Annotated in this window: 14 protein-coding genes and 1 other RNA gene; 5 read left to right on the top strand and 10 right to left on the bottom strand. The window is 59.0% G+C overall.

The annotated features are described in order from the left end of the window. Positions 1-264: 264 nt before the first annotated feature. The 8 genes from ACCD00_RS02595 to ACCD00_RS02560 all read right to left on the bottom strand — a co-directional run bounded on the left by ACCD00_RS02595 (position 265) and on the right by ACCD00_RS02560 (position 10217). Entirely contained in the window at positions 265-1521 is a 1257-nt protein-coding gene (locus ACCD00_RS02595; protein WP_413421640.1) for an integrase domain-containing protein, read from the bottom strand. A 187-nt stretch (positions 1522-1708) separates the two neighbouring features. Next, positions 1709-2102: a transfer-messenger RNA gene (gene ssrA / locus ACCD00_RS02590) on the bottom strand. A 94-nt stretch (positions 2103-2196) separates the two neighbouring features. Continuing rightward, a complete protein-coding gene (locus ACCD00_RS02585; RefSeq protein ID WP_413421638.1) occupies positions 2197-2490 on the bottom strand; it encodes a hypothetical protein in 294 nt (97 codons plus the stop codon). 128 nt (positions 2491-2618) lie between these two features. Continuing rightward, entirely contained in the window at positions 2619-5429 is a 2811-nt protein-coding gene (locus ACCD00_RS02580; RefSeq protein WP_413421636.1) for an FAD-binding and (Fe-S)-binding domain-containing protein, read from the bottom strand. Then, positions 5426-6097, bottom strand: a complete 672-nt coding sequence (locus ACCD00_RS02575) for a LutC/YkgG family protein (protein ID WP_413421634.1) — start codon at positions 6095-6097, stop codon at positions 5426-5428. Before ACCD00_RS02575 ends, ACCD00_RS02580 begins: the two co-directional genes overlap by 4 nt. Next, on the bottom strand, positions 6097-7551 hold the full coding sequence (locus tag ACCD00_RS02570; protein ID WP_413421632.1) for a LutB/LldF family L-lactate oxidation iron-sulfur protein: 1455 nt from the start codon (positions 7549-7551) through the stop codon (positions 6097-6099). Before ACCD00_RS02570 ends, ACCD00_RS02575 begins: the two co-directional genes overlap by 1 nt. Continuing rightward, positions 7548-8372: a (Fe-S)-binding protein gene (locus tag ACCD00_RS02565; protein WP_413421630.1), complete on the bottom strand. Its 825-nt coding sequence runs from the start codon at positions 8370-8372 to the stop codon at positions 7548-7550. The genes ACCD00_RS02570 and ACCD00_RS02565 overlap by 4 nt, the downstream gene beginning before the upstream one ends. A gap of 150 nt (positions 8373-8522) precedes the next feature. Beyond that, entirely contained in the window at positions 8523-10217 is a 1695-nt protein-coding gene (locus tag ACCD00_RS02560; protein ID WP_413421628.1) for a lactate permease LctP family transporter, read from the bottom strand. 261 nt (positions 10218-10478) lie between these two features. On the opposite strand from ACCD00_RS02560, the gene ACCD00_RS02555 reads away from it, so the two are divergent. Then, a complete protein-coding gene (locus tag ACCD00_RS02555) occupies positions 10479-11246 on the top strand; it encodes a GntR family transcriptional regulator (RefSeq protein ID WP_057396627.1) in 768 nt (255 codons plus the stop codon). 100 nt (positions 11247-11346) lie between these two features. On the opposite strand, the gene smpB is transcribed toward ACCD00_RS02555, so the two are convergent. Continuing rightward, positions 11347-11829 (bottom strand): SsrA-binding protein SmpB, encoded by a 483-nt coding sequence (gene smpB / locus ACCD00_RS02550; RefSeq protein ID WP_007988707.1) that lies wholly within the window; start codon positions 11827-11829, stop codon positions 11347-11349. Between the two features lie 117 nt (positions 11830-11946). On the opposite strand from smpB, the gene ACCD00_RS02545 reads away from it, so the two are divergent. The 3 genes from ACCD00_RS02545 to ACCD00_RS02535 are packed head-to-tail and all read left to right on the top strand — an operon-like array spanning position 11947 to position 14099. Next, positions 11947-13350, top strand: coding sequence for a sodium-dependent transporter (locus tag ACCD00_RS02545; RefSeq protein ID WP_413421625.1), 1404 nt, complete (start codon positions 11947-11949; stop codon positions 13348-13350). Between the two features lie 7 nt (positions 13351-13357). After that, positions 13358-13792 (top strand): type II toxin-antitoxin system RatA family toxin, encoded by a 435-nt coding sequence (locus ACCD00_RS02540; RefSeq protein ID WP_413421623.1) that lies wholly within the window; start codon positions 13358-13360, stop codon positions 13790-13792. Further along, complete coding sequence (locus tag ACCD00_RS02535) at positions 13785-14099, top strand: RnfH family protein (protein ID WP_413421621.1); 315 nt, start codon at positions 13785-13787, stop codon at positions 14097-14099. Before ACCD00_RS02540 ends, ACCD00_RS02535 begins: the two co-directional genes overlap by 8 nt. A gap of 60 nt (positions 14100-14159) precedes the next feature. Here the strand turns inward: ACCD00_RS02535 and ACCD00_RS02530 are convergent, their stop codons facing one another. Next, positions 14160-14687 carry an outer membrane protein assembly factor BamE gene (locus ACCD00_RS02530; RefSeq protein WP_413421619.1) on the bottom strand — a complete coding sequence of 176 codons (528 nt, stop codon included), beginning with the start codon at positions 14685-14687 and terminating at the stop codon, positions 14160-14162. A gap of 97 nt (positions 14688-14784) precedes the next feature. Here ACCD00_RS02530 and fur point away from each other — a divergent pair, with 97 nt between their 5' ends. Beyond that, on the top strand, positions 14785-15189 hold the full coding sequence (fur, locus tag ACCD00_RS02525) for a ferric iron uptake transcriptional regulator (RefSeq protein ID WP_003197684.1): 405 nt from the start codon (positions 14785-14787) through the stop codon (positions 15187-15189). The last annotated feature ends 18 nt before the right edge of the window (positions 15190-15207 follow it).

Below are 15207 nucleotides of genomic sequence, written 5' to 3'. Positions count from 1 at the left end.
GTCAGTGGCAATGCCTTTAGGTGGTCAAATGAGATGTAATTACGCAGAGCCCATGCGAGTGGGAATGCGGAGCCTTCCCGCTCGCGTGGGCTTGGCCGAGAAAGCCCCAAGAGGGAGGCTTGCAACGGCGACAGTCGCCACTTCTGTCGCCATGCTGCAAACCAGGTATTACGCGGGTTGTCGCCGGTGTCGCCGCTGTCGCCAAATCAACCATCACTCCATCTGGGGAGTCATTCTCGGTTACTGGCGGCGTCCGGTGAGCGCTCACCGTATCGGCACGACGTTGTGGTCCCTGGTTTGATTGATCGCAGATGCCGACAGGTTGCCAGTGGCCGCTTTCTGGATGTGCTCGCTCCACCAAGCCATCATCGGACGCCGGCGTTCGATGTAGTCAGCTCGGTTGTAAGCGCTTCGGACTTCGTCCTTGTCGACATGCGCCAGCGCGACTTCGATCAACTCCGGATCCCACCCATGCTCGTTCAGGATGGTGCTGGCCATGGAGCGCATGCCGTGGCTGACCAAGCGGTCCTGAAAGCCCATGCGTTTCAACGCCATGTTGGCGGTCTGGCTATTGGCGTGGGTGCGCGGATTCCTATCTGCCGGGAACACGTATTCCCTGTGGCCGCTGTGGGGCTTGAGCGTCTCCAGTAACGCGAGTGCCTGTTCGGTCAGCGGGATGGTGTGCGGACGACGCTTTTTCATGCGCTCCGGCGGGATGGTCCAAATGCGTTTGTCAAAGTCGATGTCTACCCATCGGGTGGTAGCCGCTTCGGCAGGACGGGTCATGGTGTGCAGTTGCCATTCGATCAGGCAGCGGGTGATTCGCTTGATGCTGGTGTTCGCGATTTCGATCATGAGCTCGGATAGCTCTTCGGGTCGTAGCGCGGCCATGTTCTCTTTCTTGGGCTTCTTGAAGACCGCCCGAATGCCGCTGAGAGGGTTAGCGAAAATCAGTCCGGAGTTCACCCCGTAAGTCATGATCTCGTTGAGTCGTTGGCTCAGCCGCTTCACTGTTTCGAGGCTGCCTTTGGCCTCAATCGGGCGAAGGAGCTTGATCACCATAGGAGCACTGACTTCAGAAAGCGGCGTCGATTTCATGCTCGGAAAAACATGCAGCGTGAGTGAACGCCAAATGTCCTCGGCATACGCTGGCGTCACTGAGTCTTTCTTCAATTCGAACCAGGCGGTGGCTATCTTCTCGAAGGTGTGTTCGGTCTCAGCCAATCTGGCTTGCCTTTGCTCATCGCGCTGGGCTTTGGGGTCAATGCCTTGAGCAAGTAGCTCTCGCGCCTCGACTGCTTTCTTCCGAGCATTCGCTAATGAGAGGTCGGGGTATGGACCGAGCGCCATATTAAGACGGCTTCTGGTCAACGGCTCGCGATAATTGAAATTCCACATCATCGAGCCGCTGGCGCGTACTCGAAGCTGCAGGCCGTCGCCGTCGCTGAGGACGAAGTCTTTACCAGTTGCCTTGACTGCCTTGAGCTGGCGATCGGAGAGGCGGGTTGCTTTAGTAGGCATGGGGGCTACCTCCAGCACCGTTTTGGTATCCTGAAAGTAGCACTTGGCAGCCCGGGATACCACCTGGGATACCAAAGCGTCTGGAACTCAAAAAACCATTGTGAGCCACAGAAGCGCTGGAAACCCTTGATTTCACTGGATTCCAGGCACAAAAAAAGACGTCCGTGGACGTCTTTAGATGATGAAGTGGTGGAGCCGGGGGGATTTGAACCCCCGTCCGCCAGTACTCCGCTGTCGGTACTACATGCGTAGCCGTGTCTATTAAGTTAACCCTCAGCGACCCGACGGGCAGGGTGCTTTGGGCGAGTTGTGTAAGTTTTAGCCGCTTCGTCCACAACGTACTGCACGGCGATTCTGTTCTATATGACAATCACTTTGGGTTTACAGACATCCCCTGATGATTGCTGGACCCGAAGGTACCAGGAGGGAAGGGCTAAGGCTGCTTACGCAGCGAGAGCGTATTCCCCGTAGGTTTCGTCATTGGCAACTATAGGAAGTTGCAACAGTGGATTTACGAGTTCTGTTACCAACTCGGCATGCACCTAAAGTTTCGCAACCGGCGTCGAATCCTAAACGGCCCCGAGCCTGGTGCTCTTTGAATCAAGTGAGCAACAGGCATGCACAGTGTACGTCAATGCGACCCGGAAGGCCAACCCGAAGGTTGGCCTTGAAGCCTTACGAGCTTTTACCGTCTTTACTGGCTTTCTGGATTTCCTGAATCGTCTGGGTGGTTTCAGCGATGCATTTCTCCGTCCCTTCCTTGGTTTTTTGTGCCTGATAAGCCTTGGCTTGCTGAACGCTGGCTTCTACCCGGGCCTGGATTTCCTGCGCCTGGACCTGGGCCTTGGCATTGTTGATGGTTTGCAGATTGGTTTCGCAGAGATCTTCTGTGCCACCGGCGGCAAACGAGGTAGACGCTATCAGTGAGGCAGTAACGAACAGACCTGACAGTAGTACAGAACGTTTCATGTGTATCTCCTTGAACTGAGGTCCAGGCATCGCTGGTCATCAGAACGGGCTGCCGAGTTTGGGGGAGGTCCCACATGTGCAGGACTTGATCGGTGGACTACAGCAGCGCATCAGGGTTCTATTTTTCTTCAGTTGGCCCTCGCCCGGGTGACCCGATCCACGAGATAGACCAGCCCGTGGTAATCGATTCCGCCGTGTTGTGTCAGGCCGATCTCGCAGGTACGGCTGGTGGAAATCCCCTCGCTGCACTGCTGCACCGCGTCCTTGAGCGTGCGCAGCGAATGGGCGTTCAGCTGCGGCGTGGTGAAGCCCTTGTCGCCAGCGAAGCCGCAGCAGTGAATACCTTCGGGAATGACCACGTTTTTGCTGCACTTGCGCGCCAGGTCGATCAGCGCCTGGCTTTCCCCCAGGTGTTGGGTGCTGCAGGTCACGTGTATGGCGATCGGTGCCTCCTGTGGCGTGAACTCCAGGCGATCCAGCAGGTGAGTGCGGATGAAGCGCACCGGGTCGTACAGGTCCAGGCGGGCTTCGCCCAGGTCCTGAACCAGGCGCAAGGTGCACGGGCTGGTGTCGCAGTAGATCGGGTCGAGCCCGCCGCGGCTGGCGTGCAGCAAGGCGCCAATCAGTTCCTGGCGTTTGTGTTCGGCTTGCTCGGCGTAGCCTTTGGACGCGAACGGCTGACCGCAGCACAGGCTGTCCAGGTTGTCCGGGAAAACCACCTGATAACCGGCCTTTTCCAGTAGGCCGCGGGTCTTGTCGTGCAGCGACATTTGTTCCTTGTCGCCAGCTGCCGGCCCCATGGCCCGAGATACGCACGCGGCCAGGTACACCACCCGCGGACGCTCGTCGGTGATCGCCGGGCTGAAGCGAATCGGCCGTTCAGGCTGGGGCATCGCATTGGTCCACTGCGGGATTTGCCCTTTGGACAGTTTGCTCACGGTTGCGGAAAGCTTTGCCAGTCGCGGTGCTCCCAGCAACAGGCGCGCACCATTGGCGACGTGCAGGGTGAAACGCGCCCCTTGCAGTGCCGTGGCGAAATGTCCTTCAAGCCAGTTGGCGGTTTTCGTATGCGTTGCCTTACGGCTGCGCAGCTTTTTCACCAGTTCGCCGGTATTGATGCCGACCGGACAGCGTTGCGCGCACAGGCCGGTGGCGGCACAGGTGTCGATGCTCTGGTATTCGTACGCGGCTTCGAGTTCGGCAGTATCGATGCCGGCGCGTTTTTTCGCCTGAATGTCGCGCCAGATCACAATGCGTTGGCGCGGGCTCAAGGTCAGGCCTTTCGACGGACAGACCGGTTCGCAGAAGCCGCATTCGATGCACTTGTCCACAATCTCGTCGGCGGCCGGCAATGGCTTGAGGTGCTTGAGGTGGATCTGCGGGTCTTCGCTGAGCACCACGTCCGGGTTGAGAATGCCGTTGGGGTCGAGCAGACGCTTGAGTTGCCACATCAACTGGTAGGCATCGCTGCCCCATTCCAGCTCGACGAATGGCGCCATGTTGCGTCCGGTGCCGTGTTCGGCTTTCAGTGAGCCACCGAACTCCACTGCCACCAGTTGCGCCACGTCGTCCATGAACGCCTGATAGCGTGCGACTTCTTGCGCGTTGTTGAAGCCTTGGGTAAAGACGAAGTGCAGATTGCCTTCCAGTGCGTGTCCGAAAAGGATCGCTTCGTCGTAGTGATGTTTGTCGAACAGCTCGATCAGGCGGTTGACGCCGATGGCCAATTGCTCGACCGGGAAGGTGACGTCTTCGATGATCACCGTGGTGCCGGTCTTGCGCACGGCGCCGACGGCAGGGAAGGTGTCTTTGCGGATGGCCCAGAGGCGGGCGTTTTCCTGCGGGTCTTCAGTGAAATCGACCTGCTTTTCCACCGGGAACGCCTGCAGCGACGCCATGATCTGCGCCAGTTGTTCGTGCAGCAAGGTGGTCGACGCGGCGCGGGATTCGATCAGCAAGGCGCAGGCATTGTTCGACAGATGCTGTACGAAAGGCGGCATGCCGGGCTTGTCCTGCACTGAACGCAGGCTGCGGCGGTCCAGCAATTCCACGGCCGATACCGGTTGGCTTTTCAATACGGTGACGGCGTTGCAGCAGGTCTCGACATCGGGGAACACAATCAGGGCCGAGGCCTTGTTCGGGTGGTCGATCACTGTGTCGTAGGTCACCGCACTGATGAATCCGAGCGTACCCTCGGAGCCCACCAGCAAGTGGCTCAAGATATCTACAGGCTCGTCGAAATCCACCAGGGCATTGAGCGACAGGCCGGTGGTATTTTTCAGACGGTATTTGTGGCGGATTCTCGCAGCCAGCTCGGCGTTGGCGCGGGTCTCGCGTCCCAGCGTCGCCAAGCGCTCCAGCGGGGCGGCGTGGCTTTGGCGAAACGCCGCGACGCTGGCGACATCTTCAGTGTCGAGACGACTGCCATCGGCCAGCACCAGACGAATACCGGCCAGGGTGTGATAGGTGTTTTGCGCCGTGCCGCAACACATGCCGCTGGCATTGTTGGCGACGATGCCACCGATTTTGCAGGCATTGATCGAGGCCGGGTCAGGGCCGATCTTGCGTCCGAACGGCGCCAGCCAAGCGTTCGCCTGGGCACCGATCACACCGGGTTGCAGGCGGATTTGCGCGCCTTGGCCGCGGATCTCGCGACTGTTCCAGTTATCCCCCAGCACGATCAGCACCGAATCGCTGATCGCCTGACCGGACAAACTGGTACCGGCGGCGCGGAAGGTCACCGGCACCCGGTCGCGTTGTGCCAGTTGCAGCAGCGCCACCACTTCGTCTTCGGACTCGACGCGGATCACCAACTGCGGAATCAAACGATAGAAACTGGCATCGGTGCCGAAGGCCAGGGTCGACAGTGGGTCGTCGAAACGTCGCTCTTGAGGAATCAGTTGCTGTACATCACGCAGGAACGCGGCCGGTAGACTCATTGGTCCTCCAGGATCAACACCACCAGGTCTTTCGGCCCGTGGGCGCCGTACGCCAGCACTTGCTCGATGTCGGCGGTTTTCGACGGGCCGGACACCAGCAACGCATTGGTCGGCATGCCTTGTGCCCATTCGAACTCCTGCTGCACCTGATAGAAGTTGTCGCGGATTTCGCTGGCCTTGAGCAGAGCGAAATGCACCGGTGGCACGAGGCTCATCAAACGCGGTTCTTCCCGGGTCGGCCAGAGAATCAGGCTGCCGGTTGCCGCGATGGCGCCGAGGGTGCCGGTCAGACTTGCCGGAGTGTCGTTGAACAGCTCTGCCTTCCATTCCTCAATCGGGCGGTCGTAGGCCTTGAGCATTGGCAGGCCGGGATTTTTCACCCAGTGCTGTGTGATCCGTTGACCGTGGGGTGTGGTCGGTGCGATCAGCAGACTCGGCAACCGACGGTCCCGCAGCAATTGCGCGAGTAGCGTCGGCCACTTTTCGCCGGACGTCAGATGGATTTCCGTGTGCACCGCTTCCATCAGTTTGTGCAGTTGCGCAATGCGTTGCTCAGGCGCGTAGGTGTAAGGCTGGGTCACCAGATCGACATCAAAGTTGTCGGCCACCGGCGTGGTGCCCGTCAGACTTTTACGCAGTTTGGCGAGGATATTTTGCTTGGCGCTCATCAGCGGTCTCCCTGTTTGGCCAAGTGCTCGCGGGCCATGTCATGCAGTGAGCGGGCGGCGGGTTTTGGTGCGCTGTGGTTTTGCGTCCACGGGCCGACATTGCTCGGCGTGAGGGCGCGCAAACGGGTGGCGAAAAAACCGAACAGGCGATACAGCGTTGGCGAGCTGTTGAGCTTCGCCCAGGCGTTCCAGATGAACCGCTCCTTGCGCGAATACTTGCTGCCCTGACCGCGCATCACTTGATTGGGGCTGTCCGGGGCCTTGACGTTTTCTTCCCGCAGGCGCCGCAGCAGCGAAGGGATCGGGATTTTTACCGGGCAGACTTCTCCGCAGGCACCGCACAGCGAAGAAGCGCTCGGGTGATCCGGGACTTTCGCCAGGCCGACCATGTGCGGGGTGATGATTTTTCCGATAGGGCCGGGGTAAACCTCCCCATAGGCATGGCCGCCGATTCGGGTATACACCGGGCAATGATTCATACAGGCGCCACAGCGGATGCAGTTCAGGGTCTGGCGTAATTCGCTGTCGGCAAAGGCCTGGCTGCGACCATTGTCGAGCAGCACGAGGTGCACTTCCTGCGGGCCGTCGAGCTCATGCGCCTTGCGTGGGCCGGAGATCATGTTGACGTAAGTGGTGATCGGGATGCCCAGGGCCGAACGGGTCAGCAGCGACAGCAGCGGCACCACATCGCGCAGGTTTTCCACGACTTTTTCGATACCGGTGACGGCGATGTGCACCGGCGGCACGGTGGTGGTCATGCGGCCGTTGCCTTCGTTTTCCACCAGCAGCAGGGTGCCGGTTTCGGCCACGGCGAAGTTGACACCGGAGACGCCGATGTCCGCTTCGAAGAATTTCTGCCGCAAGACCTTGCGACCGATCTGAATGAGTTGGTCAACGTCCTTGGTGTATTCCACCCCAAGTTTGTCGTGGAACAAGGACGCGACCTGACCGGCATTCTTGTGGATTGCCGGCATGATTATGTGTGAAGGCTTCTCGTGGTCGAGCTGGACGATGTATTCCCCCATGTCGGACTCCAGGCATTCAATGCCTTGAGCCTCGAGGAAATGGTTCATCTCCATCTCTTCGCTGACCATCGATTTGCCCTTGATCACTTGCCGCCCCTCGTGAGCGCGGATGATCGAGAGGACGATGCCATTGGCTTCGTCCACCGTTTCCGCCCAGTGCACTGTCACACCGTTGCGGGTCAGGTTCTGTTCAAGTTGCTCGAGCAACTCGGGCAACTTGGATAACGCGCGGGCACGGACTGCATTGCCCAGCGCGCGTAAATGTTCTCTTTCATGGGCATCGCTGAAAGCCGCTGCCCGTTTGCTCATCAGTGAATCCATCGCCTTGCGAAAGTTGTTTCGCAATTGCGTGTCACCCAACGCCTGGTGGGCGCGGGTGCGGAAATCTTCTTCTACGGCGACCGTAGGAATAATCGTGGAAGTGCTCATCGGGCACCTCCGGTACGCTGCCAGAGGAAACTGGCCAGGTGCTGGCCGCGCAACGTTTCCTGCTGCTTTTCCAGCGAGCCGTTGATGTTCATCAAACAACCGCAGTCAGCACTCAACACCTTGTGCGCGCCGGACTCCTTCAACGCCCGGGTCTTGTCAGTCACCATCGCGCCGGAAATGTCTGGCATACGGACGCTGAATGTCCCGCCAAAGCCACAGCACTCACTTTCGTGATCGTGATTGACCCGCTCCACATTGCTCAACTGCGACAACAATTCGCGGCCATGCAGGTGGGTGTTCATTTCACGGCGTGCCGAGCACGAGGTGTGCAGCGCCACTTTTACCGGTTCGCCTTTGTCTCTGAGCTGCACCTTGCAGACAAACAACAGGAACTCGGCGAGTTCGTAGGTTCTGGCAGCCAGCGCCTGGACCTGTTTCAACGTCTGCGGCTCGTCCTTGAACAAGTCGGCGTAATGCTCGCGGAGCATGCCCGCGCAGGAGCCCGACGGCACCACCACCGGATAGTCGCCAGCGAACAGCGCCAATTGCGAGCGCGCCACGGTCCGTGCCTGTTCGGTGTAACCCGAGGTGTAGGCCGGTTGGCCGCAGCAGCTTTGCCCTTGCGGGTACTCGACACGAATGCCTTCGCGTTCCAGCAGGTGGATCGCATCCATCCCGGCTTCGGGGTAGAACAGATCGACCACGCAGGTCCCGAACAGGTAAACCCGTGACGGTTTCTCGCTGGGGTATTGCCGAGGCTCGGGCAGTGGCGGGGCGACACGGGTCGCATTCGGCACAGCGTTGTAAAAAAGCTCGCTCATCAGGCGTGTCTCCGGGTGGGCCCGGTTATCCGTCCGCTGAGGCTGCTGAATATAGAGAGAGTTGCTTTCAGCAGCCTTACAGACCGGGTTGTGAATTGCTGACGCCGGAATCACGGACCGGCGTCGGTTATTTCCATGTCGCTTGTCGTCTTAGTGCACCAGCATGCCGGTGAACCAGTAGGCCTGGGCCAGGGTGATTAAACCGACAATCGTTGCAAAGAATAGGCTGTGCTTGAGGGTGAAGCGGAACAGATCCGATTCTTTGCCCACCAGACCGGTCGCGGCGCAGGCCACGGCGATCGACTGTGGCGAGATCATCTTGCCGGTTACGCCGCCGCTGGTGTTCGCCGCCACCAACAAGGTGTCGTTGACGCCGATCTGGTGCGCGGTGGTCGCTTGCAGCGAACTGAACAGGGCGTTGGACGACGTATCGGAACCGGTGAGGAACACGCCCAGCCAGCCGAGGAACGGCGAGAAGAACGGGAACGCCGCGCCCGTCGCCGCCAGTACCAGGGCCATGGTCGAGGACATGCCCGAGAAGTTGGTCACGAAGGCAAACGCCAGCACCATGCCGATGGACAGGATCGGCCAGCGCAGTTCGTAGAAGGTCTCTTTCAAAGTGGTCAGACCAGTTTTGAAGTTGACCTTCAGTACCAGCATCGAGATCAGCGCCGAGAAGAAAATCGCCGTGCCGGTAGCGGAAATCGGGTCCAGTTTGAACACCGCCGGAATGGCTGTTGGCGTCGCTACGATCGGCGCGGTCTTGATGACCAGTTGATCCAGATGTGGAATGGCAACGTTGAACACGAAGCTGTACATCGAACCGCCGGCGGCAAACATGGCCTTGAACGGCTTCAGGGTCCAGATGGTGACCAGTACGGTGAGAATCAGGAACGGCGACCAGGCCTTGAAAATTTCCCCGAGGCTGTAGGGCGATGCCACGGTGGTGCGCTTCTGGCCGAAACCACCGACGCTGGCGCTTACTACTGAGGCCGATACAGCCCCCACGATGTGTTGGCCGGCGGCGCGTTTCGGTTGCCAGACTTTCAGGAACAGGGTCAGGGAAATCAGGCTGGCCAGGGCCGAGGTGATGTCCGGCAGTTCCGGGCCGATGAAGTTCGAGGTGAAGTACTGGGTCACGGCAAAGCTCAAGCCGGCCACCAGGGCTGCCGGCCAGGTTTCCCGCACGCCGCGCAGGCCATCCATCATGAACACCAACCAGAACGGCACGAACATCGACAGCAGCGGCAGTTGGCGACCGGTCATGGCGCCGATCTTGAAGGCGTCGATGCCGGTCACTTGCCCGGCGACAATGATCGGAATGCCCAGGGCGCCGAAGGCAACCGGTGCGGTGTTGGCGATCAGGCACAAGCCGGCGGCGTACAACGGGTTGAAACCCAGCCCTACCAGCAGGGCCGCGGTAATCGCCACCGGTGCACCAAAACCGGCCGCGCCTTCGAGGAAGGCGCCGAAGCAGAAGCCGATCAGCAATACCTGCAGGCGCTGGTCATCGGTGATCGACAGTACCGAACTGCGGATGACTTCGAACTGGCCACTCTTGACCGTCAGTTTGTAGAGGAACACCGCTGCCACAATGATCCAGGCAATCGGCCACAGGCCATAGGCGAAGCCATATCCGGCGGCGGCGAACGCCATGTCGACCGGCATCTGGAAGGCGAAGATCGCCACCAGTATCGATAAGGCCAGGGTGATGCTGCCGGCGACATGCCCTTTGAGGCGGAACACGGCCAAGGCCAGGAAGAAAAATACGATGGGGATGACGGCTGCGAGTGCGGACAGGCCGAGGCTGCCGAGCGGGGTATAGAGCTGTTGCCAGGTTTGCATATGGGGTGGCCCCTAATTGTTGTTGGTCAGGCACTGATCAGCGTTCTTGGATAATTGGTAAGACCAATTTACAATCGCTGTTGGCTAGGGTAAAAGCCTTGTAGGCGGTGTGTCAATTTGCCGCCCTAAAACTTTTGTCGTAGGCAAAGTGCTCAGGTCGTCTGCCTGGTATGACCAAATGCGTTGTTGCAGGTGCTGGCGCGGCGCCGATAGGCCAGAATAGAGCCCCGGCGAGCCGTCGGATCGTGGAGAAATCGAGTTATGGGGTTTGATCAGATTCGTCAGCGCCGTTTGTCTGACGATATTGTCGAGCAGCTTGAGGGCATGATCCTCGAGGGCACGTTGAAGGCGGGTGAGCGCTTGCCGGCCGAGCGTGCGTTGGCCGAACAATTTGGCGTGTCACGGCCTTCGTTGCGCGAAGCCATTCAGAAACTGACCGCCAAGGGATTGCTGGTCAGTCGCCAGGGCGGCGGCAACTATGTGGTGGAATCACTGGGGAGCACCTTCAGTGATCCCTTGTTGCATCTGCTGGAAAGCAACCCCGAGGCGCAACGCGATCTGCTGGAGTTTCGCCATACCCTGGAAGCGTCCTGTGCCTACTACGCGGCGCTGCGTGCCACTGATGTGGATCGCGAGCGGCTGACCGCGGCATTCAACGAATTGCAGGACTGCTATTCACGTCACGAAGAGGTGAGCCGTGCCGAAGAGGGGGCGGCGGACGCAAGCTTTCACCTGGCGATCGCCGAGGCCAGCCACAATGCCGTGTTGCTGCACACCATTCGTGGGCTGTTCGATCTGCTCAAGCGCAACGTGGTGACCAACATCGGTGGCATGTACAAGCAGCGCACTGAAACCCGCGACATGTTGATCACGCAGCATCGGGAGTTGTATCAGGCGATTATTGAAGGGCGGGCGGAGCAGGCGCGGGAAGTTTCCAGTCGACACATTTTGTATGTGCAAGAGGTGCTGGAAGAGGTGCGTCAGGAAGTGCAGCGCATGGCCCGGGCGGAGCGGCGCAAGGGGATGTAGCCAGTCGGTTCCATATCGTTTGTGAGATTGCTTTCGCGGGCAAGCCCGCTCCCACAGGTACACCGAAACCCTGTAGGAGCGGGCTTGCCCGCGAAGGGAATTACTCTTCCTTGCCCTTGTTGCGCACCGCGCGCTGCAATTCGCGACCGGCGTCGCGTTCGCGCTCGGTATCACGCTTGTCGTATTCCTTCTTGCCCTTGCCCAGAGCGATCTCGCACTTGACCATGTGCTTGCTCCAGTACCAGGACAGGCACACGCAGGCGTAACCCTTTTGCTGCACGGCGGCGGAGAGCTTTTCCAGCTCGCGCCGATTGAGCAGCAATTTACGGGTGCGCACCGGGTCAGCGATGACGTGGGTGCTGGCGGTCGTCAGGGGCGTGATGTGACTGCCGAGCAGCCAGGCTTCGCCATCCTTGAGCAGTACGTAGCTGTCGACCAGCTGCAACTTGCTTGCCCGCAGACTTTTTACTTCCCAGCCGGCCAGGACCAGACCAGCCTCGAACCGATGTTCGATGAAGTAATCGTGTCGCGCCTTTTTATTTTGCGCGATGGTCCCTGTTGGGTGTTTCTTCTGTTTAGCCATAGGGGCGGCATTATAGGGAGTTGCACGCGAGTCGGCTACGGTGTTGCTACGTGCTTGAGCAGGTTGATTGAATCCCGGACAATGCGGCCTCTTTTTTGAACGCCGGACGTGATAGCGATGTCGACAGACAAGGTTTCAGTCCATGGCAGTTGGGCTAGCCGCTGGGTCTTCATACTCGCCGCGACCGGTTCGGCCGTGGGGCTGGGTAGTATCTGGAAATTCCCGTACATGGTCGGCGTCTATGGTGGCGGCGCCTTCGTGCTGATGTTCCTGGTTTGCATCGCGCTGATTGGCGTGCCGGTCATGCTGGCGGAAACCCTGATCGGCCGACGTGCCCGGCACAGCCCGGCGAATGCCTTGAAGGCGCTGGCGATTGAGGCGGGGCACTCGGGCAAATGGTCCTGGGGCGCATTCGCCGGAATGATCACGGCGTTGCTGATCCTGTCTTTCTACAGTGTGGTTGGCGGCTGGTCGCTGGATTACATCATCGACATGGGGCGTGGCGACTTCCAGGGCACGACGCCGGATCAGGTGGGGGCTTACTTCGGCAATGTGATCGCCGATCCCTGGCGCCTGACACTCTGGCACACGATTTTCATGCTGTTGTCCGCGGTGGTGATCGCCAAGGGCGTGGTTGCCGGGCTTGAGCGCAGTTTGCGCATCATGATGCCTTTGTTGTTCGTGATGGTCCTCGTGCTGCTGGGTTACAGCATGACCACCGGTCATTTCATGGAGGGCGTGCATTTCATGTTCGACTTCCACCCGGAAAAGGTCCTGGACGGCTTGTTGCCCGCGATGGGGCATGCGTTTTTTTCCCTGAGCGTGGGCGTCGGCTCGATCATGATCTACGGCGCCTACATGCCAAAGGACTCGTCGATACCGGGGACTGTCGTTGGTGTGGCGCTGCTCGACACCTTTGTGTCCCTGGTGGCCGGCCTGGCATTGTTTCCGATAGTTTTCGCGGCGGGCCTGAATCCGAGCGAAGGGCCGGGGCTGATGTTCGTCAGCCTGCCGTTTGCCTTCGGTAACGTGGCGTTCGGGCAAATGATGGGTGTGGTGTTCTTCGTGCTGGTGGCGGTCGCTGCCTGGAGTTCGGCGATTTCCCTGCTTGAGCCGATGGTGGCCTACCTGGTCGAGCGCACTAAAGTCAGTCGTGCATGGGTCACCTTCTGGTTGGCTTTCAGCTGCTGGTTTGTTGGCCTGGGCACAGTGTTCTCCTTCAATATCTGGAAGGAGGCCAAGTTTTTCGTGAATGATGGCGGGATGTTCCACCTCTACCAATGGGGTGCAGCCGGTGGTCTCGACTTCTTTGGTGTGATCGATTTCTTTACCTCGCGACTCATGTTGCCGCTTGGCGGTTTGTGTTTCGTGGTGTTTGCGGGCTGGATCATGGGGCGTGAAGCGGTGCGCGACGAATTGTCGATGCGCAATCCTGCGCTGTTTGGTCTGTCCTTGTTCTTGATGCGCTATGTGGCGCCTATCGGCATCCTCGTAGTGTTTGCCGCCCAGCTGTGGAAGTAACGCTGACATGACAACACACATTTCACGTTCGGCCTTGCTGCCGTATCCGGCACAAGCGCTGTATGACCTGGTCAACGACGTGGCTCGCTATCCGGAGTTTCTGCCGTGGTGCTCGGCGGCCGAAGTCCTGGAGAGCTCGCCTGAGCACATGCGGGCGAGCGTTGGCGTGGCGAAGGGTGGCCTCAGCCAGCATTTCGTGACGCGCAATACCCTGGTTCCTGGCCAGTCGATCGAAATGAACCTTGAGGAGGGCCCGTTCACTCAGTTGCATGGCATTTGGGTGTTCAAGGCGTTGACCGATAAGGCTTGCAAGATCAGCCTGGACCTTTCATTCGATTACGCAGGGCCGATTGTTCGTGCGACCTTGGGGCCATTGTTCAATCAGGCGGCCAATACGCTGGTGGATGCATTCTGCCAACGGGCCAAGCAAATACATGGTTGAGGCGGATATCGGGGTTGAGGTGGTGTATGCCGCCGTTGATCGCCAGGTGCTTCTGCCGGTGAAAGTGCCAGCAGGAACGACTGTTCGCGCCGCTTTGCTGAAATCCGGTATAGGTCGGGCATTCCCTGAGCTGGATCTGGCCGGGTGTCCTGTGGGGATCTTCGGTAAGGTGGTTGTCGATCCCGACAGTCGTTTGGTTCAATCTGGGGATCGCATAGAGATTTATCGGCCATTGCTGGCTGATCCCAAAGAGGTTCGCCGGCTGCGTGCGGCCAAGGCTGCCGAGGCGAAGGCCCGGAATCAGTAAGTCACCGAACGCGACGCAATAAAAAGCCCGGACATGCCGGGCTTTTTATTGCGTCGCAAATTATTGCGGCGAGGTTTCCAGTGGTTGCGGCGTCGGGACCGGAACGGTTTCTACGCCGTCGACGTCCTTCTGGATCTGGTCCAGCAACGAACCTGGCTTGACCGGTTTTTCCGGTTTTGGCTTTTCGACGTTTTCTGCCGGGGCAGTGACTGTCGTGCCGCTGTCCTTGCCGAGGATGGCTTCGTCGCGGCTCACACCTGGCATGAAATCACCGGAGAGGCTGACAAGCTGATCATTTGGGTTGAAGATAACGCTGATGCGTTCTTGCTGGCGTTCACCGCCACCTGGTTGCAGGCTGTACAGATAATCCCAGCGATCGGCATGGAACGTGTCAGTCAGCAGAGGGTTGCCCATGATAAACCGTACTTGCTTGCGGGTCATTCCCGGGCGTAACTGGTCTATCATGTCCTGCGTGACGACATTGCCCTGCTGGATGTCGATTTTGTAAACCCCGGGGAATGAACAACCGGCGAGTGCGAGCAGTCCCACAAAGGTGAAACTGGTTAGCAAGAGCTTGGTGTTTTGCATCGGTGGGCGACTTCCACTATCTTGGCTGGGACAACGTAAACGCCGATCATACCCGCATTAAGAGAAGCTGCGAAGCAGCATCGCGAGAAAGCTGACCATGGTTGAAAATAGCGAACTACGCAAAGCCGGCCTCAAAGTGACCCTGCCACGGGTCAAAATTCTGCAAATGCTCGATTCCGCCGAGCAGCGCCACATGAGTGCCGAGGATGTCTACAAGGCCCTTATGGAGGCTGGTGAGGACGTCGGTCTGGCCACGGTTTACCGTGTTCTGACCCAGTTCGAGGCAGCTGGCCTTGTGGTGCGGCACAACTTCGACGGAGGCCATGCGGTCTTCGAACTGGACGACGGAAAGCATCACGACCATATGGTCAACGTCGAAACCAGTGAAGTGATCGAATTCTTCGACGAGGAAATCGAGCGGCTTCAGAAAGCAATCGTCGACAAGTATGGCTTCGAGATGGTTGATCACAATCTGGTGCTGTACGTGCGCAAGAAAAAGTAAGCATGTCGCGCGAACACC

Origin of the sequence: Pseudomonas sp. Pseusp3 (assembly GCF_047304225.1) — a bacterium.
Taxonomy (GTDB): domain Bacteria; phylum Pseudomonadota; class Gammaproteobacteria; order Pseudomonadales; family Pseudomonadaceae; genus Aquipseudomonas; species Aquipseudomonas fluorescens_CD.
Note: the sequence above shows the minus strand (reverse complement) of the source record. Positions and strands in the feature narration are given on the sequence as shown.